15 protein-coding genes are annotated in these 18,309 nt (G+C 67.8%); 4 read left to right on the top strand and 11 right to left on the bottom strand.

Translation table 11 applies throughout. The features are described from left to right. Positions 1-20 precede the first annotated feature (20 nt). On the bottom strand, positions 21-1,853 hold the full coding sequence (gene smrA, locus QZ853_RS03185) for a multidrug efflux ABC transporter SmrA (RefSeq protein ID WP_295570672.1): 1,833 nt from the start codon (positions 1,851-1,853) through the stop codon (positions 21-23). 156 nt (positions 1,854-2,009) lie between these two features. After that, the gene (locus tag QZ853_RS03180; protein ID WP_295570670.1) at positions 2,010-3,569 is read right to left on the bottom strand and encodes a serine hydrolase; all 1,560 of its coding nucleotides are present in this window, start codon (positions 3,567-3,569) and stop codon (positions 2,010-2,012) included. A 110-nt stretch (positions 3,570-3,679) separates the two neighbouring features. Here QZ853_RS03180 and QZ853_RS03175 point away from each other — a divergent pair, with 110 nt between their 5' ends. The 3 genes from QZ853_RS03175 to QZ853_RS03165 are packed head-to-tail and all read left to right on the top strand — an operon-like array spanning position 3,680 to position 5,920. Then, the gene (locus QZ853_RS03175) at positions 3,680-4,123 is read left to right on the top strand and encodes a VOC family protein (RefSeq protein ID WP_295570667.1); all 444 of its coding nucleotides are present in this window, start codon (positions 3,680-3,682) and stop codon (positions 4,121-4,123) included. After that, on the top strand, positions 4,120-4,938 hold the full coding sequence (locus tag QZ853_RS03170; RefSeq protein WP_295570665.1) for a DUF72 domain-containing protein: 819 nt from the start codon (positions 4,120-4,122) through the stop codon (positions 4,936-4,938). Before QZ853_RS03175 ends, QZ853_RS03170 begins: the two co-directional genes overlap by 4 nt. A 34-nt stretch (positions 4,939-4,972) precedes the next feature. Continuing rightward, positions 4,973-5,920 carry a DMT family transporter gene (locus QZ853_RS03165; RefSeq protein WP_061479504.1) on the top strand — a complete coding sequence of 316 codons (948 nt, stop codon included), beginning with the start codon at positions 4,973-4,975 and terminating at the stop codon, positions 5,918-5,920. A 44-nt stretch (positions 5,921-5,964) separates the two neighbouring features. Here QZ853_RS03165 and QZ853_RS03160 read toward each other — a convergent pair whose 3' ends face one another. From QZ853_RS03160 to QZ853_RS03135, 6 genes are all read right to left on the bottom strand, one after another. Then, entirely contained in the window at positions 5,965-7,125 is a 1,161-nt protein-coding gene (locus QZ853_RS03160) for an AAA family ATPase (protein ID WP_295570660.1), read from the bottom strand. 120 nt (positions 7,126-7,245) lie between these two features. After that, positions 7,246-8,310, bottom strand: coding sequence for a sensor domain-containing diguanylate cyclase (locus tag QZ853_RS03155; protein ID WP_295570659.1), 1,065 nt, complete (start codon positions 8,308-8,310; stop codon positions 7,246-7,248). A gap of 123 nt (positions 8,311-8,433) precedes the next feature. Continuing rightward, positions 8,434-9,156 carry a pseudouridine synthase gene (locus tag QZ853_RS03150; protein ID WP_107230300.1) on the bottom strand — a complete coding sequence of 241 codons (723 nt, stop codon included), beginning with the start codon at positions 9,154-9,156 and terminating at the stop codon, positions 8,434-8,436. A gap of 34 nt (positions 9,157-9,190) precedes the next feature. Continuing rightward, positions 9,191-10,855, bottom strand: a complete 1,665-nt coding sequence (locus QZ853_RS03145; RefSeq protein ID WP_295570657.1) for a GGDEF domain-containing protein — start codon at positions 10,853-10,855, stop codon at positions 9,191-9,193. Between the two features lie 109 nt (positions 10,856-10,964). Then, entirely contained in the window at positions 10,965-13,388 is a 2,424-nt protein-coding gene (locus QZ853_RS03140; RefSeq protein WP_295570655.1) for an EAL domain-containing protein, read from the bottom strand. 215 nt (positions 13,389-13,603) lie between these two features. Continuing rightward, positions 13,604-15,550 (bottom strand): DEAD/DEAH box helicase, encoded by a 1,947-nt coding sequence (locus tag QZ853_RS03135; protein WP_295570653.1) that lies wholly within the window; start codon positions 15,548-15,550, stop codon positions 13,604-13,606. Between the two features lie 264 nt (positions 15,551-15,814). Between QZ853_RS03135 and QZ853_RS03130 the strand changes: the two genes are divergently transcribed. Continuing rightward, entirely contained in the window at positions 15,815-16,036 is a 222-nt protein-coding gene (locus tag QZ853_RS03130; protein WP_006426190.1) for an RNA-binding S4 domain-containing protein, read from the top strand. An 11-nt stretch (positions 16,037-16,047) separates the two neighbouring features. On the opposite strand, the gene ubiM is transcribed toward QZ853_RS03130, so the two are convergent. The 3 genes from ubiM to QZ853_RS03115 all read right to left on the bottom strand — a co-directional run bounded on the left by ubiM (position 16,048) and on the right by QZ853_RS03115 (position 18,253). Further along, positions 16,048-17,226: a 5-demethoxyubiquinol-8 5-hydroxylase UbiM gene (gene ubiM, locus QZ853_RS03125; protein WP_295570651.1), complete on the bottom strand. Its 1,179-nt coding sequence runs from the start codon at positions 17,224-17,226 to the stop codon at positions 16,048-16,050. Between the two features lie 80 nt (positions 17,227-17,306). Continuing rightward, positions 17,307-17,696 (bottom strand): MAPEG family protein, encoded by a 390-nt coding sequence (locus tag QZ853_RS03120; RefSeq protein WP_295570649.1) that lies wholly within the window; start codon positions 17,694-17,696, stop codon positions 17,307-17,309. 11 nt (positions 17,697-17,707) lie between these two features. Continuing rightward, positions 17,708-18,253 carry a DUF4019 domain-containing protein gene (locus tag QZ853_RS03115; RefSeq protein ID WP_295570646.1) on the bottom strand — a complete coding sequence of 182 codons (546 nt, stop codon included), beginning with the start codon at positions 18,251-18,253 and terminating at the stop codon, positions 17,708-17,710. Between the last annotated feature and the right edge of the window lie 56 nt (positions 18,254-18,309).

Below are 18,309 nucleotides of genomic sequence, written 5' to 3'. Positions count from 1 at the left end.
CAAGGGATACAGGGCCGGGGTCATTGATCGGCGGCGACAAAACCACCGGTCTGCCGCGCCCACAAGCGGGCGTAGAGGCCGCCGGCCGCAATCAGCTCGGCATGGGTTCCGGTCTCGACGATGCGGCCCTGGTCCATCACCACCAGCCGGTCCATGCGCGCGATGGTCGACAGCCGGTGCGCGATCGCGATCACCGTCTTGCCACCCATCAGTTCGTCCAGGCTGTCCTGGATGGCCGCTTCCACTTCCGAATCCAGCGCCGAGGTCGCTTCGTCCAGCACCAGGATCGGTGCGTCCTTCAGCAGTACGCGGGCAATGGCGATGCGCTGGCGCTGGCCACCGGACAGCTTCACGCCGCGCTCGCCGACATGCGCGTCGTAGCCGCGCCGGCCCTGTCCGTCCACCAGTGTGTCGATGAAGCTGGCCGCACGCGCCTTGGCCACGGCCGCGTGCAGTTGCTCGTCGCTGGCATCCGGGCGGCCGTACAGCAGGTTGTCGCGGATCGAGCGATGCAGCAGCGAGGTGTCCTGGGTGACCACGCCGATCTGCTGGCGCAGGCTTTCCTGGGTGACGTACGCGATGTCCTGATCGTCGATCAGGATGCGGCCGCTTTCCAGGTCGTACAGGCGCAGCAGGATGTTGACCAGGGTCGACTTGCCGGCGCCGGACGGACCGACCAGGCCGATCTTTTCGCCGGGCTTCACCACCAGGTCCAGGCCGGCGATCACGCCGCCCTTCTTGCCGTAGTGGAAATGGATGCCCTCGAAGTGCACGCCGCCACGGGTCACCTGCAGCGGCACCGCATCGTCGCGGTCCTGCACGGTCAGCGGCTGGGCGATGGTGGTGATGCCATCCTGCACCGTGCCGATGTCCTCGAAGATGCCGTTGATGGTCCACATGATCCAGCCGGACATGTTGTGGATGCGGATCACCAGGCCGGTGGCCAGGGTGATCGCGCCCACGGTGATGTGCCCGCCATTCCACAACCACAGCGCCAGCCCGCAGGTACCGGCGATCAGGAAACCGTTGACGATGGCGATGGTCAGGTCCATGCCGGTGGTGATGCGGGTCTGCGCGCGGTGCTTGACCGCCAGTTCCTGGATCGACTCGGCCACGTAGGCCTGCTCACGCCCACCGTGGGCGAACAGCTTCAGCGTGGGGATGTTGGTATAGCCATCGACGATGCGGCCCATGGCCTTGGAACGTGCTTCGGAGGCGATCCACGCCCGCTCCTTCGCGCGCGGCACGAAGTAGAACAGGATCACTGCATAGGCCAGCAGCCACAGGATCAGCGGCACCATCAGCCGCCAGTCGGCCTGCGCGAACAGGTACAGCGCCGTGCCGGTGTAGACCACGATATACCAGAGCGAATCGACCATCTGCACCGCCGATTCGCGCAGCGAGGTACCGGTCTGCATCACGCGGTTGGCGACGCTGCCGGCGAAGTCGTTCTGGAAGAAACTCAGGCTCTGCCGCACCACGTAGTTGTGCATCAGCCAGCGCGAGCGGTTGCTCAGTCCGGGCACGATGGCCTGGTTGACCAGCAGGTTGTGCAGGCCGACCAGGATCGGCCGCGCGATGACCGTGATGAACAGCATCCAGCCCAGTTCATTGGCGTGGCGCTTGAAGAAGTCGGCGCCCGGCTGCTCGGCGACCATGTCGACGATGCGGCCCAGGTAATCGAACATCGCCACTTCCACCAGCGCCAGCAGCAGCCCGGCGATGAGCGTGGCCAGCAGCACCGGCCACACCGGGCGCAGGTAGTGCAGGTAGAACGGCAGCACCTTGCGTGGTGGCATGCGCCCGTCCACGGGCGGGAACACCGGAATCAGGGATTCAAACCAACGGAACATCGCATTCCCTCGCCAACATTAGCCGGCGGAGTATCCCATGCCGCATGTGTACGCCGGCCGACGATGCCGCGGCGCCGGTAGTGCCGGCCGCTGGCCGGCAATCCCATGATCGCCGCAAGCATCGCGAGGATGCCGGCCAGCGGCCGGCACTACCCCTTACGTTGCCGGAGTGAACAGCAGATCCTGGAAATCGAAACTGAAATCGGTCAGGTCGGAGATCGGCTGCATGCGTACCTCGCGCACCTTGCCGTCCGGGTCCAGGCTGAAGTTCACGAACGCATCGGCGTTGAGCGAACGATCATCCCAGCGCACGATGAAGGTGTCGTGCTGCCAGTGCTCCAGGCGCCCACTCAGCTGTGCAGTCTTCATGAAGCGCAGGCGCAGGCCCTTGCCCTCGCCACGGATCTGCATGTCGCCATACCAGCGGTCGCGGAACGTGCCGGTGTAACCGGCCAGCGCCAGCGACGGCGTGCTGCGCTTGTCACGCGCGGCCTGGTGCTTGGCCCAGGCTTCATCGGCCTTGTCCTGGCCCTTGGCCACAGCCTTGGCATAGGCGTCCACCCAGTCGTGCTTCTCGCCGCCCAGGTAGGCATCGAGCACGCTCAGGGTGATGGCGTTGAACGCCGCGCCCACTTCCTGGTTGGTCAGCACCACCACGCCCAGCTTCTCGCCCGGCACCAGGGTCAGCCGCGAGACCATGCCCGGCCAGCCACCGGTGTGCCAGACCAGCTTCTGCCCACGGTAATCGCTCAGGGTCCAGCCTTCGCCGTAGCCGGCGAAATTGGCTCGCGCCGGTGCCAGCTCCGGCACGCTCGGCGCCGGGATCGACTGCGGCGTGATCATCCGCCACATCTGCTGCTGGCTCTTTTCACTGAACAGCGGCGTGCCGTCGGCCAGCTTGCCTTCGGCCAGCTGCACCTTCATCCAGCGCGCCATGTCATGCACGCTGGAATAGATGCCACCGGCGCCGGCGTTGTTCGACCAGGTCAGCGGCGCAACGGTGCGCAGGTCCTTGAAATCGTACTTGGCGTGGCCGACGGCGGCCTTGTCGCCCGGCTTCAGGTGATCGGCGTTGTAGCGGGTGCCGGACATGCCGACCTTGTCGAAGATGCGGGTCTGCAGGAACTGCTGGTAGCTCATGCCGGAGACATGCTCGATCACCTGCTGGGCCACCGCGTACAGGATGTTGTCGTACGCATAGCTTTCGCGGAAACCGCCCTTCAGCGGCACCTTGCCCAGCCGCTCTACGACTTCGGCGTTGCTGTAGGACGTGGCCGGCCAGAACAGCAGGTCGCCAGCGCCCAGGCTCAGGCCACTGCGGTGCGAGAGCAGGTCGCGGATGGTCATCTGCCCGGTCACGAACGGGTCGGACATGCGGAACGACGGCAGGTGGTCGATCACCTTGTCGTCCATCTTCAGCTTGCCGTCTTCGGCCAGCAGGTTCAGCGAGGTTGCGGTGAACGCCTTGGTATTGGACGCAATGGCGAACAGGGTGTCGGCCTGGACCGGCTCCGGCCTACCCTGTTCACGCACGCCCCAGCCGCGCTCGAGCACCACCTGGCCGTCCTTGACCACGGCCACGGCGATGCCGGGCACGTCGAACTGCGCGCGCACGCGCTCGACGGTCGCATCCAGGTCCTGCAGCTGCGCCGGGGTGGCCGCGCTTGCCATGGTCGTGCATGCCAGTAGCACGGCTCCTCCAATCCAGGTTTTCATCCAGCACGATCTCCGAACAGGGGTGGCGGCCATGTGCAGGCCGTCATCAGGGGTTCGCGCGATGGTAACGGTCATCGGCGCAGGCTGGCCTGTGCCATAGGAGGGGTGTCATGGACGGGAACGGCCAACCAAGCAATGGATCCACCATCATTCCTTGCCTGCGCTACCGCGATGCGCAGGCGGCGATCGACTGGCTGCAGCGCGCCTTCGGGTTCCATGCCCAGGCGGTGTATGCCGACGGCGATACCGTGTTCCACGCACAGCTGACCTTCGGCAACGGCATGATCATGCTCGGCTCGGCCGGCAACGAGAGCGAATGGAGCCGGCACGCGGTGCTGCCCGGCGAGGTCGGCGGCCGCCAGACCCAGAGTGCCTGCGTGATCGTCACCGATGCCGACGCGCACTACGCCCGGGCCAAGGCCGCAGGCGCCCGCATCGTCATCGATATCGCCGAGCAGGCCTACGGCGGGCGCGGCTACGCCTGTGCCGACCCGGAAGGCTACCTGTGGTGGTTTGGCAGCTACGACCCGTGGCGCGCGGATCACGGCCAGTGAGGGCCGCAGCGATCCGCTGCGGCATCGGCGGCTGGGTGTTTCCGGAATGGCGCGGCGGCGTGTTCTATCCCGCCGGCCTGCCGCAGCGCGAAGAGCTGGCACACGCCAGCCGTGCGCTGCGCTGCATCGAGATCAACGGCACCTTCTACCGCACGCCGACCGCAGCGCAGTGTGCGCAGTGGGCGGCGCAGACCCCCGAAGGCTTCCGTTTCTCGCTGAAGGCGCCGCGCTACCTGGTGCAGCGCCGTGACCTGTCCAGCACCGTGGAAGCGGCCACGCCGTTCCTGCAGGCCGCCCTCGCACTCGGCGACCGGCTGGGCCCGCTGCTGTGGCAGTTCGATCCACGGCATCCGGCCAACGCCGAAGCGCTGGAACGGCTGATGGCACAGCTGCCGAAGCAGCTGGACGGCGTGCCGCTGCAGCACGCCCTGGAAGTCCGCAATGCCGAGGCGCAGGGCCCGGCACTGGTTAACGCGGCACGCGCGCATGGCGTGGCCCTGGTGATCGAGGACAGCGGCGAGGCGCCCCTGCATGGCGATGTCAGCGCCGGCTTTGTCTACGCGCGGATCAAGCGCAGCCAGGCCCGCCTGAAGGAGGGCCTGCCGGCGCCCATGCAGCAGCGCTGGGCCGAGCGGGCCCGGCGCTGGTCGCGCGGCGAGGCGGTGGACGACCTGCCCTGCCTGGCAGGGCCCGCCCCTGAAAGCCCGCGCGAGGTCTACCTGCTGTGCATCGGCGCAGGCAAGGCGCGCAACCCGGCGGCAGCGATGGCGCTGCAGCGGCAGGTTGACCAAAGCAGCGGTTCCACACGCGAGTAGCGCTGCGAGGTCCGCCTTGCCCCACAATAAGCGGATGAGCACACCCGACACCCGCAAAGCGCTGTGGCAGATCCATTTCTGTGTCCTGCTGTGGGGCATCACCGCCATCCTCGGCAAGCTGATCACCCTGCCCGCATTGCCGCTGGTGTGGTGGCGCATGCTGCTGGTGACGGCGATGCTGGCGCTGCTGCCACGGGTGTGGCGCGGGCTGCGCACCCTGCCCCTGCGGCTGGTGGCCGGCTACGCCGGCATCGGCGCACTGGTCGCCCTGCACTGGCTGACGTTCTACGGTGCGGTGAAGCTGGCCAACGCGTCGGTGGCCGCCACATGCATCGCGCTGGCGCCGGTGTTCACTTCAATCATCGAACCGTGGGTGGCCAAGCGGCCGTTCCAGCTGCGTGAACTGGCCTTCGGCCTGGCAGTGCTGCCGGGCGTGGCGCTGGTGGTGGGTGGCGTGCCCGATGGCATGCGCCTGGGTGTACTGATCGGCGCGATCTCGGCGTTGCTGGTAGCGGTGTTCGGCTCGCTCAACAAGCGCATGGTCAGCCACGCCGATCCGCTTACGGTCACGGCGCTGGAGCTGGGTGCGGGCACCCTCACCCTGACCCTGCTGGCACCGCTGATGCCCTACCTGCTGCCGGCGCTGGCCAGCCCGTTGTGGGTGGTTCCGAACCTGCACGACGGCATCCTGCTGCTGGTATTGGCCGGGTTCTGCACGCTGCTGCCGTTCGCCCTGGCCCTGGTCGCGCTGCGCCACCTGAGCGCCTACACGGTACAGCTGGTGACCAACCTGGAACCGGTCTATGCGGTGGTGCTGGCGGTGGTGCTGCTGCGCGAGCAGCACGAGGTCACCCCGTGGTTCTACTTGGGCGTGGCGATCATCGTCGGTGCAGTGTTCCTGCATCCGCTGCTGAACCGCCGCAAGCCGGTGCAGCATCCGGAGATCCTTGGCACGGCCGAGGCGCGCAACATCGCCGATTGAGTGCATCCACGCATGGCGTGGATCTACCGGGCAGGATTGCCGGTTCAGCGTTGCGGCCAATGCCACGCCGGGGCGTCCAGCAGACCCTGCCCGCTCAACAACGTGCGTCCCTGCTCCTTTTGCAGATGCAGCGAGTGGCAGCCCGGTGCCTGCTCCAATGCGGCGATCAGGCGGCTGGCGTGTGACACCACCCATATCTGGCTGCGTGCACTGGCGGCGATGATCAGCCGCGCCAGCGCCGGCAGCAGGTCCGGATGCAGGCTGGTCTCCGGCTCGTTGAGTACCAGCAGCGGCGGCGGGCGCGGGCTGTGCAGCGCGGCAGCCAGCAGCAGGAAACGCAGGGTGCCATCGGACAGCTCGGTCATCGACAAGGGCCGCAGCAGCCCGGGCTGGTGGAAGCGCAGCGCCAATCGGCCATCCCGTTCCTCGAAGCCTACCGAGGCGCCCGGGAACGCATCGTCCACGCTGCGCGCCAACGCAACTGGATCCCCGATCTCGAGGATGGTCACCCAGGCCGCGGCCAGATCGCGGCCGTCGTGATGCAGCACCGGCGTGCGCGTGGCCATCGCCGGCTGCCGCGCCGGCGCGTCGGCATCGCTGCGGAAATGATCATAGAAGCGCCAGCGACGGATGTACTCACGCAGGGCGATGGTCTCCGGCATGCGCTGCGGATCACCGACCTGGGTGAACAGACTGTCGAACAGTGACAACCGATCATCGACCCGATCCCAGCCGCCCGCGTGGCGCTGCCGCACCGTCGCGCCGCGGCGATCGACCAGCAGGTTGGCACTGCGCAGGAACGGTCCGGCCCAGATCGCCTCGGCCTTGATCTGCGGATCCAAGGCAAACGCCGAGCGGCTGGGCGGCGGATAGCCCAGGTCGATCGCATAACCGAATGCGTCGGTGGCAAAGCCGAGCTTCAGGCCCACCGCTTCCTGGCGTGGCCCCCCCTGCAGGGGCATGTCGCCCGAAGTGACGCGGCGGTCGATCTTTTCCGGGCCCGCCCACAACGCCGACCCAAGCCCACCTTCGCGGGCCAGCAGCGCCGCCACCCCGCCCTGTGCGGTTTCCGCCAACAGGCGCAGCGCGCGGTACAGGCTGGACTTGCCACTGCCGTTGTCGCCGGTGACCACATTCAACGGCTGCAGCGGCAGCACCAGCCCATGCAGCGAGCGGTAGTGGGCAATGGCCAGGGTCTGCAGCATGGTCGTGTCCGGGGAGCAGGAACGCCATAGTCGCGGAGCACAATCGCACAGGCCGCGACACGGCGTTATCCAATCGGAAACAGCATCCACGCATGGCATGGATCTAACGGGTGGGGCGCTTCAGTCCGCCCGTTCCACACGGTTGCGTCCATTGCCCTTGGCCCGGTACAGCGCCTTGTCGGCACGTGCCAGGGTCTCGTTCACGCTCTCGCCAGTGCGGTGCTGGGCGACACCGACGCTGATCGTCACCGGGAACCCCAGCGGAAGGTCGGCCACCGCCAGGCGCAGGAACTCGCATTGCAGTTCGGCGGTGCGCAGGTCGGTACCCGGCATCACCGCCACGAACTCCTCGCCGCCATAGCGCGCGGCCATGCCGCGGCTGGCGAAGTGCGAGCGCAACAGCGCCCCCAGTTCGGCCAACACCCGGTCGCCGGTGGCGTGCCCCTGGAAATCGTTGATGTGCTTGAAATGATCGATGTCCAGCAGTGCCACGCAGGCCACGCTGGGCGCATCCCCGGCCACCGCCTCTTCCAGTGCGGCTGCCATCGCGCGGCGGTTGGGCAGGCCGGTCAATGCATCGGTGCGGCTCTGCGCGGCCAGATCCGCATTCTGTGCCAGCAGCACGTCCTGGTATTCCGACAGCAGGCGTTCGTAGTCGTCGCGCTCCAGCATGTGCTTCTGGATGTCCAGCGCGAAGCGGCGCAGTTCCATCACCAGCATCACCTGCCTCGACAGTGCGGCCAGCGCTTCGGCCTTGTCGCTGGCCAGGTGCTGCGGACGTGCATCGAACACGCACAGCGTGCCCAGCGGCAGGCCATCGGAGCTGATCAGCGGCGCCCCGGCGTAGAAGCGGATATGCGGGTCACCGGCCACCACCGGGTTGTCGTGGAAGCGGGTATCCTGCAGTGCGTCCTCGACCACCATGATTTCCTGCGGCTGCAGGATGGCGTGGCCGCACATCGATTCGCTGCGCAGGGTCTCCGCCGCATCGATGCCCTGGATCGACTTGAACCATTGCCGTTCGACGTCGATCAGGGTCACCGCCGCCATCGAGGTGCCACACACCGCCTTGGCAATCACCACCAGGTCGTCGAAGGATTTTTCGCGCTCCGAATCCAGGATGCGGTAGCGGTACAGCGCCTCAAGCCGAAGGGCTTCGTTGGCAGGCTTGTCGGGCTTGATCATGCAGCGTCACGTTCCGGCAGGTCGTTGCGAAGTCTAGCGGATGCTGGCCCGCAATCCGCACATCGGACGATGCCGGCCGCTGTCCGGCATCTCTCGTGCATCGCACGCCCATCGCAGCCGGTATTACCAGTCCAGCTGCTTCGGCAGCAAGCCCTGCAATTCCTGCTCGGTCAGATTGCGCCACTGGCCCGGCTTCAGCGCACCGATCTTGATGTTGTCGATGCGCACTCGGCGCAGCTGGGTCACGCGGTAGCCGAATTCAGCGGCCATCAGGCGGATCTGCCGGTTCAGGCCCTGCTGCAGGGTGATGCGGAAACCGAACTTGGCGATCCGCGAGGTCTTGCACGGCAGCGTCATCTGGTCGTGAATGCGTACGCCACGGGCCATGCCACGCAGGAACTCGTCGGTGACCGGCTTGTTCACGGCCACCAGGTACTCCTTCTGGTGGCCGTTCTCGGCGCGCAGGATCTGGTTGACGATGTCGCCGTTGCTGGTCATCAGAATCAGCCCTTCCGATTCCTTGTCCAGGCGGCCGACCGGGAAGATGCGCTGTTCATGGCCGACGAAGTCGACGATGTTGCCCTTGACCGAGCTTTCGGTGGTGCAGGTCACGCCCACCGGCTTGTTCAGCGCGATGTAGACGTGGCGGCGGGTGCCGGGCTTGCGTGCGACGCGCGCGCGCAGCGGCTGGCCGTCGACCAGCACCTGGTCTTCCTCGCCCACCACCGCGCCGGTGCCGGCCGGGTGGCCGTTGACGGTGACGCGGCGGGCGGCGATCAGGCGATCGGCCTCGCGGCGGGAGCAGAAACCGGTGTCGGCGATATGTTTGTTGAGTCGGGTGGTCATCGCCCTATTATCCGGCATCGCCGCCCGCTGCGCGTCATGCCGGTGCCGGCGAATCCAGTTCCTCGCCATCGAACACCCGGTTGCGACCGGCGCGCTTGGCCACGTACATGGCATGGTCGGCGCGGCGCAGCAGCGCGGCCAGGTCGTCCTCGCCCGGACGCCACTGCGCAAGGCCAATGCTGGCGGTCACTTCCAGGCCCGGCACCTGCAGTGTCTGGCAGGCCTCGGTGATGCGCTGGCGCAGGCGGTCCAGCCGCGCCGACGCCGCTTCGCGCGGCATCCCTGGCATCAGCAGCAGGAATTCCTCGCCGCCCATCCGCACCACCTCGTCCTGGCTGCGCACCGCGCTGCGCAGGGCCCGCGCCACCGCCACCAGCACCTGATCACCGACGGCATGGCCATGGCGGTCATTGATGTCCTTGAACAGGTCGATGTCGAGGAAGCCGATCACCAGCGGCCCGCGCTCGCGGTCGACCTCTTCCAGATGGCGCGCCAGCTGCTGCAGGCCGGCACGCCGGTTCGGCAGCCCGGTCAGGCCATCAGTCTCGGCCAGATGGCGCAGCTCGTCGCGCTGCTGGCGCAGGCGGCCCAGCCGCTGGTTCAGCGCGTAGGCGGCCATCATCAGCAGCCAGGTCACCGCCAGCTGCAGCGCTTCCACCCGGTATTCCAGCAGCCATTCGGCGCCGCAGGCGTCGGCGATGATCAGCACCAGCATCGGCGCCAGCGCAGCCAGTCCGGCCTGCGCCCAGCGGTCGCCGCGCGCGCGTGCCCAGACGCCGACCAGCAGCGCCAGGCCGTAGCCGAGCAGGTAGGACACCTGCAGCCCCTGCGCGACCCAGGCCAGATGATCCCAGCGCAGCCACGGCACCAGGGCGGCCAGTCCCAGCCCGCCCCACAGCACGGCCAGCTGCACCGGGCGCGAGCGCGGCAACACGCGGTCACCGCCGTTCAGCCGCCACAGGGCCGGCAACACCAGGGCTTGGCTGGCCGCAGTCAACGACAACAACCACCACGCACCGTGTTCGCCCACCGGCAACCAGGGTTCGGGGTAGCCACTGAGCCCGCCGAGGATGGCCTGCCACAACACCAGCACGGTGGTGCCGGCGATGTAGGCCAGGAAACTGCGGTCGCGCGTGGTCAGGAACGCCATCAACGCCGACAACGCCAACGCGATCGCCACCGCGATGCAGGCCGCGCGCACCAGCAGGCGGGCGGTATCGTTCTGCTGCACCGGGCTCGGCGCGCCCAGCCGCAGCGTCGGAACCCAGCGTGCCTTCAGCGGTGTCTGCCAGGACACCAGGAACGGCGCGTGACTGCCGGCCGGCGGCACTGCCACCAGGCCGATGCCGGCGCGGAAGCGCGAATCGCGGGTGCGGGCATCGTGCATGTCGCCGCAGATCTCGCGGTCGCCGTGCTGGACCCGGACTTCGCCGGCAAACACGTTGAACACGTCCAGTGCCTGCGGTTGCCCCGACCAGCCTTCGGCAGGCGCCGGCACCTCTACCTTCTGGCGCCGGCCGGACAGCATCTGCGGGGTGCAGGCGCGATGCGGGGTGGGCTCGTCGGTGGCGCCACCGACCAGCAGGTAGTCACGACTCGAGGCAGGCGCTGCGGCCTGCAGCGGCCACGACAGCGCCAACCACGCCAGCAGTACGGCCACCACCGCTCCTGTTCCGTACCGCCACTGCCTGCCGCCCACGCCACGTCCTGTTCCTGCTTACGTCCGCGCCCACTGCGCGTCGCCCCTGGCCGGCATTATTGCAGCCGCGCGGGTCACACAGGTGTAGACCAAAGTCGCCGCCCGCCGTTCAGCCTGCGCTCGGCGGCCCCTTCACCGCCACCAGGCGGAACGGCCGCAGCTCGGTCAGGGTCATCCGTTCCAGCGGCTGCGGGCGCTCGATCGCGTAGCCCTGCAGGCCCTGCACGCCGAGCCGGGTCAGCGCGCCGGCCACCTCGGTGGTCTCCACCCATTCGGCCACCACTTCCATCTGCAGCTCGCGCCCCAGCTCGCTGATCGCGCGCACGGTCGCGTGGCTGACCGGATCGGTGTCCATGTCACGCACGAAGGCGCCGTCGATCTTCAGCATATCGGCGGGCAACTGCCGCAGGTAGCCGAACGAGGACAGCCCGGAACCGAAATCGTCCAGCGCCATCCGGCAGCCACGCGCCTTCACCGCGTCGATGAAGGCACGGGCCTGGCTGAGGTTGCTGATCGCCGCGGTCTCGGTGATCTCGAAGCAAAGCTTGGAGGCCAACGCACGGTTGCGCTCCAGCAGGTCGCAGACGAAGGCGAGGAAGCCCGGTTCGGCGATCGACTGCGCGGAAACATTGACGTTGCACAGGCCCAGCTGCCGGACGTGTGCCGGGCATACCTGCAGATGCCGGAACAGCAGCCCCAGCACATGGCGATCCAGTGCCACCGCCATGCCGTAGCGCTCCACCGCCGGCATGAACTGGCCCGGCAGGTGCAGGCTGCCGTCGGTGCCCCGCATGCGCACCAGCACCTCGTAATGCAGGTAATTGGGGTCGCCGACGCGGGCGATGCGCTGGGCATACAGCAGCATGCGGTTCTCGGCCATCGCCAGGCTCACGCGCTGCAGGCGCTCGGCCTCCTGCCGCCGTTCCTCCAGCGCCAGGCGGTTTTCGTTGAAGCAGTGCACGCGGTTGCGGCCGGCCTGCTTGGCGGCATAGCAGGCGCTGTCGGCGGCGCTCATCAGCCAGTTCACATCCGGCGCGTCGGCGCTGACTTCGACCACGCCGATGCTGCAGCTCAGCTGCGGGCTGCCCTCGCTGATCGGGAAGGTGGCCTGGCCCAGGTTGCGGATTACCCGTTGCAGCACCCGCTTGGCTTCGTCCTGCCCGGCATGGGCGAGGAACACCGCGAACTCATCGGCGCCCAGCCGCCCTACCCAATCGCCATCGCGCACCGCGGCCACCAGATAGTCGGCAAAACTGCGCAGCATCTGGTCACCGGCAGCGTGACCAAAGCTGTCGTTGACCAGCTTGAAGTGGTCCAGGTTGATGTAGCACAGCGAATGCGTGCCGCCCTCGCTGCGTACCTGCAGCAGTGCGCGCTCCAGCAGTCGCTCGATCTCGCGGCGGTTGACCAGCCCGGTCAGTGGATCGTGGCTGGCGTGGTGCTCGATCTCGCGTGCCAGCGCATGGTTCTGGCTGACATCCTCGATGATCGCGAACACCGACAGGCCACCATCGGTGCTGCGCACGGCGGTGCCGCTCCAGCGTCCCCACACCAGGCTGCCATCGCGCCGGCAGAAACGCAGTTCGCTGGGCCGCAGCTGGCGGTCCCAGTCGATGCGGCCGACACCATCGATGACCAGCTCGCCTTCCATCAGCAGGTCGCCCAACGACAGCTGTACCAACTGGTCGCGGCGATGATCGAGGATGTCGGCCATCGCCTGGTTGGCTTCGATCACCTTGCCCCGCATGTCGAGCTTGAGCATGCCGACATTGGCCTGGTAGAACGCGGCGCGGAAGCGGCTCTCGTGTTCGGTCAGATCCTTGCCGACGCGGCGGGCCAACGCGACCGCCATCAGGCTGATCGCCAGCACCGACAGCCCGCCGACCACCAGCGTCGCCACCCGCACCATCGTGGCCATGCGCAGCAACGCCTGCGAGAACGCCTGCGTCTGCGCCTGCAGGCGCCGGTCGAGATCGCGCAACTGCTGTAGATAGCGGTCGCGTGTAGCTGCCGGCAATGGGCCTTCGTGATGTCGCAGCTGCAGATCCTCGACCAGCCGCTGCACCGCCATCAGATCGGCATCGGTCCGCCGCCACAGCGCAGTCGCCTCGCGGAAGGCACCGATGTCGCGCGCATAGCGGAATGAAAACACCAGGCGGGGAATATCGGCCGGTGCATTGCCACCCTGCAGGAAACCCTGCCGGGCCTTGGCCGCATCCGGCTCGGCCTGCTCCAGCGCCAACCGCGCCTGCAGGTCGCCCAGTGGCACCTGCAGGGCCTGGCGCGCGTCTTCCAGGTCCTGGGCATCCGCGCGCGCCAGGTAGCGGCTGAGCGCGGTGGTCGCGTCCTGCTGGCCCCGCGACCAGTAGCCCTGCCCGGCGATCCAGGCGGTGGAAGCGGCCTGCAGCTCCTGGATCAAAGCAGACAACGCGACCAGTCCGATCGCCATGCCCGTCAGCAATGCAAACCGCAGGCCCAGGCCGCGGGTCATCGGCACCCGGCGGCTCTGTTGGTCCGTGCCACTCCTACCCATCCCGGATCCCCCTGAATGCGATGCGGTGACGACCTGCTTTGGAACCGGCTCAGCCTAGGACCGGCCATGTGTGGGCCATGCGAAAAAGGGACGGAGGGCATTAAGTCGTTTTTGGCATAAGGCGCATCGCCAGCCAATTGCGACTTAATCCCCTCCGTCCCCTTTCCGGTACGCCAGCCCCGGGGGCTGGCGTTGTTCAGGACGAACGGTGTTGCTTAGTAGCTGCGCGGGCCGCGCGGCTTGAAACCGTCACGGCGCGGCGGGCGGCTGTCGCGGTCGCCGCCGCGATCACCACCGTGGCCACCCGGACCGCCCGGACCACCGCGACGCGGGCCACCCGGACCACCCGGACCACGCTTGTCGAAGCGCGGCTTGAACGGACGCGGTGCCGGATTGGTGTCTTCACCCGGGGCCAGCGGACGCATCTGCAGCTGCTGGCCCGACACCCACACCTTCTGCAGGTGGGTCAGCACGTCGGACGGCATCTGCGCCGGCAGGTCCAGCAGCGAGAAATCGTCGTGGATGTCGATGCGGCCGATGAAGCGGCTTTCCAGACCGGCTTCATTGGCGATGGCGCCGACGATGTTGGCCGGTTTCACGCCATGCTGGTGACCGACCGAGATGCGGTAGGTCTCCATGCCCTGCTCCGGCGCACCGCGCGGCGGCACGTCGCGGCGCGGACGCTGCTCGAAACCACCTTCGGCGTCGTCACGGCGCGGGCCACGCTCGAAGCGCGGGCCACGTTCGTTGCGGTCGAAGCGATCGCCGCGTTCCGGACGGTCGCCACGATCGAAACGCTCGCGCGGCGCGCGCTCTTCACGCGGTGCGCGCACCGGCGGCTGCAGCAGGAACGGGGTATCGCCCTGCAGCATCTTCGCCAGCGCGGCGGCGACTTCGATCGCCGGCACGTTCTGCTCGCTCTCGAAGCGCTCCAGCAGCTGGCGGTAGAAGTCCAGGCCACCGGCACCCAGGGTTTCGGTGATGCGCGAGGTGAACTTGTTGATGCGGGTATCGTTGACCGCTTCCACGCTCGGCAGCTGCATCTCTTCGATCGGCTGGCGGGTGGCGCGCTCGATCTGGCGCAGCATGCCCTTCTCGCGCGGGGTGGCGAACAGGATCGCTTCACCACTGCGGCCGGCACGGCCGGTACGGCCGATGCGGTGCACGTAGCTTTCGGTGTCGTACGGGATGTCGTAGTTCAGCACGTGGCTGATGCGCTCCACGTCCAGCCCGCGGGCGGCCACGTCGGTGGCAACCAGGATGTCCAGCTTGCCTTCCTTCAGCATGGCAATGGTGCGCTCACGCTGGGCCTGCTGCATGTCACCGTTGATGGCGGCAGCGGCCAGGCCACGGGCCTGCAGCTTGCTGGCCAGTTCCTCGGTGCCGGCCTTGGTACGCGCGAAGATGATCATCGCGTCGAACGGCTCGACTTCCAGGATGCGGGTCAGCGCGTCCAGCTTGTGCATGCCGCTCACCCACCAGTAACGCTGGCGGATGTTGGCCGAGGTGGTGGTCTTGGCCGCGATGGTCACTTCCACCGGGTCCTGCAGGTAGGTCTGCGCGATGCGGCGGATCTGCGGCGGCATGGTGGCCGAGAACAGCGCAACCTGGCGCTGCTCCGGCAGCTTCTTCAGCACGGCTTCGACGTCGTCGATGAAGCCCATGCGCAGCATTTCATCGGCTTCGTCCAGCACCAGCGTCTTCAGCTCGGACAGGTCCAGGGTGCTGCGGTCGAGGTGGTCGATCACGCGGCCGGGAGTACCGACCACGATGTGCACGCCGCGGCGCAGGGCCGACAGCTGCTGGCCGTACGGCTGGCCGCCGTACACCGGCAGCACGCGGAAGCCGGGGATCTTCGACGAATAGGACTGGAACGCCTCGGCGACCTGGATGGCCAGCTCGCGGGTCGGCGCCAGGATCAGGGCCTGGGGCTTGATCTGCTGCAGGTCGATGTTGGACAGTACCGGCAGTGCGAAGGCAGCGGTCTTGCCGGTACCGGTCTGGGCCTGGCCCAGCACGTCGCGGCCTTCCAGCATCGCCGGGATGGTGGCGGCCTGGATCGGCGACGGGGTTTCGTAGCCGATGGCGGTGACCGCCTGCATCACGGGCTCGGACAGGCCGAGCTGCGCAAACTGCAGCGGCGCTTGGGAATCTTGGGACATGGGGAACTCCGAAGACACTGCCGTCTTCCTGGCAGTGCGATAAAAAAGGGATGGTCCGCGCTTTGGGCGCCCTTCTTATCGCGTGCCCTGGCGCTGCTCGGTCGGAGGAGATTTCACTCGCTCAGAGCGGAATGATACCGCATTGATCCTGAACGAGGCGTACAGCTTTCCATGCGCGTGCCGTCATGCCCTTGCTGGCGCACAATACGCGCCCTCTTCCCGGCCCGGCCGCTGGCCGGCGCCCCTTTCCAGGAAACTCCTTCCATGCAGATTCTCGAATTCGACCTCGACGGCGACTATGTCGAACTCAAGCAGCTGCTCAAGCTGGCCGACCTGGTCACCAGCGGCGGCGAGGCCAAGATGGTCATCAGCGAAGGCCAGGTGCTGGTCGACGGTGAGGTCGAACTGCGCAAGGCCTGCAAGATCCGCGCAGGCCAAGTGGTCGAATTCGCCGACAGCCAGATCCGGGTGCTGGCTGCCGGTTGATCTGAACTGGTTCAGGCCACGCGCTGGGTCAGGTGCGTGGCAATCAGCTGCCGGAACGGTGCCACGCCCTGGGCCAGGCGCAGGCCGGCCGCACGCAGCACGCGTGCCGGACGGCGGTCGTCGGTATACAGGCTGGCGATCGCGTTGGTCGCCTCGTACAACGGCCGCGACGCCAGCCGGTGGCCACGCTGGTAACCGGACAGCATGCCAGCGGCGGCAATGTCAGCACCGTGGTGCTGCTGCTCAACGATGCCGCGCGCCAACCGCTGCGCACTGGCCAGTCCCAGATTGAAACCATGCGCGGTGACCGGGTGCATGCCCACTGCGGCATCACCGATCAGCGCCGAGCGCTCGCCGACGAACCTGTGCGCGTACACCCCGACCAGTGGATACGCCTGCGGCGTGGCGACCGGCTGCATGCGGCCCAGGCGGTGTTCGAAGAACGCGCTGATCGCTTCACCAAAGGCCACCTCGTCCATCGCCAGCAGCTCCTCGATCTGCCGCGGCGGCAGCGTGATCACCGCCGATGCCTGGCCCTCATTGAGCGGCAGCAACGCCATGGTTCGGCCGTAGCCGAACCACTCCCAGGCGGTGTGATGGTGATCGCGCTCGACCTGCATCCGGCACACCAGCATCGACTTGCCGAAGTCACGCATCTGCGCGCCGATGCCAAGCATGCGCCGAGTGGCGGAGAAGCGGCTGTCGGCGGCGATCAGCAAACGCGCGTGCAGTTGGCTGCCGTCATCGAGCGTGATCACATGGCCCTGCGCGTCGGCCTGCACGCCCAGCACCTTGCGCCCGTCGTACAGCTCCAAGCCGTCCTGGCCCTGCACCGCATCCCACGCAGCACGGCGGATCAGGTGATTGGGTACCAGCCAGCCCAGCGGCTGGCCGTCGACCTGGCTGCTGGCGAAGGTCAGCGCGAACGGCGAACCACCGTTCAGCACCTTGGCATCACGTAGTTCGGCGATCTCGGCATGGGCAAAGCGCTGCCACAGCCCCAGCTGCTCCATGCGATGCCGCGAGGCATGGGTCAGTGCGATCTCGCGCCCGTCGAAGGCGGCCTCGGCCAGAACCTGGCGCGGCTGCACGTCCACCAGCCCGACCTGCAGGCCGCTACCGGCCAGCGCGCGCGCAAAGCACAGGCCTGCCGGCCCGGCACCGACCACCGCCACGTCCATCCTGCGCATGCGCGCCTCCTGCCGTTGATTCAGTCCGCGCCAGCATAGCGCCGCGCACCTGAGCGGCCTTGATCTGGATCAGCCGCGGATCACAGCAGCGCGAACACCAACGCCAGGATCGACAGCAGCGACACCAGCCACACCAGGCTGCGCACGTAGGGCACGCCAGCGGCATACAACGGCAGGTAGGCGACCCGCGCCCAGAAATAGGCCTGTGTGGCCAGCGCGGTGGTGTCGTTGCTGCGCCCGGCCACCACCACTGCAACTGCGGCAGCGGCGAAGAACGGGAAGGTCTCCAGGAAATTGGCCTGGGCCCGCTGCAGGCGGCCGGCCAGCGGGCTGAGCGGCTTGGCCTCACCGTCGCGCGCGGAGGCATTCCACTTCATCCCCCGCTCGCGGGTGACCACGGTGGAGGTGGCGAAAATGTAAACGAAGCCCAGCAGCAGCGACCAGGCCAGCATCGTCAGTTCATTTGCCATGGTTCATCTCCTCAGGGTGCCGACGCGCGCAGGCTGTAGCCGGCCAAGCGCCACACCTGGTCCTCGTCGAAACGGAACGAGACCAGCTCGCGCACCGGCTGCGCGCTATTGGCGAAACGGGTCGGGAAGCTGACATTGATGTACAACCCTTCCGGCACCGCAGCGCCGGCGCTGTACTTGACCCGGGTGATGGTCGGCTGGCCACGCCCGGCCAGCGCCCCCAGGCGCGTGCGCTCGGTGGTCAGCTGGCTGACGAAGGCGGCCTTCGGCACCGCACGGCGCGCGACGGCAGAGGCGCCATCCCACAACTCGCCAGCGCGGTTGGCATCGACCAGCTGCGCCACCTTCACTGCGGCCGCACCCATTTCCGCGTCCTGTTTCTGCACCTGCGCCTGCTGCGCGGCGGTCAACACCGGAGCGCCGGCGGTAGCCGGTTTTGCAGCCGCTGGCGAGGCCGGTGCCGGGCGCGCGGGTGCCGGGGCGGGCGTGGCCGGCGCAGGTGCCTGCGCCAATGCGGTCAGGGGCAGCAGGGACAGCAGCAGGAGCACGCGCTTCATGGACACCGCCGGTTCTCGGGAAAGAACCGCAGTCTACGCCAGCGCGGTGAGCTGTT

This window comes from uncultured Stenotrophomonas sp., from assembly GCF_913778665.1.
GTDB lineage: Bacteria > Pseudomonadota > Gammaproteobacteria > Xanthomonadales > Xanthomonadaceae > Stenotrophomonas.
The sequence above is the reverse complement of the archived record's forward strand: the minus strand, read 5'-3'. Positions and strand labels throughout refer to the sequence as shown.